Source organism: Pedococcus sp. 2YAF34 (assembly GCF_052114585.1).
Taxonomy (GTDB): domain Bacteria; phylum Actinomycetota; class Actinomycetes; order Actinomycetales; family Dermatophilaceae; genus Pedococcus.
This window is the reverse complement of record NZ_JBFRFA010000153.1, coordinates 1-374: the sequence shown is the minus strand read 5'-3', so window position 1 is coordinate 374 and position 374 is coordinate 1. Positions and strand designations below refer to the sequence as shown.

Sequence of the window (374 nt, the reverse complement as noted above, 5' to 3'; positions counted from 1 at the left end):
ATACCTTCCCGTTCTCGAGTCGCCGTCGCCGGGGTTGGCGCGATCCTATTACTTCGGAATCCTGCTCGCCCTCTATTTGCGGAACACGGGGGTCAGCCCCATCGGGCCGGTGTTCCTCACCGGTGGACCGCGGCTCGGAGCGACCACGACCTTCTACTGGGACCTCTCGGAGTGGGCGCGGACCGCGTCGCTGCTCGAACCCGTCGGAATCAGGTCGTGGATCCTCGCAGCGCTCGCGCAACCGTACGACGCCTCGCATTCCTTCGACACCAAGAACCTGCTTCCGGTCGGCAACCACTACGCGGCGAACGATCACGCGCTCTTCCGGATCGTCGAAGGCTACGTCGGAGTCACAGGCGATCTGACCGTTCTCG

Annotated in this window: 1 protein-coding gene; it reads left to right on the top strand. The window is 64.4% G+C overall.

Annotation, left to right across the window (positions count from 1 at the left end; genetic code table 11):
• Positions 1-374 (top strand): hypothetical protein (locus tag AB4Z02_RS19335; RefSeq protein ID WP_441973002.1); only part of this gene is annotated, 374 nt, incomplete at both ends.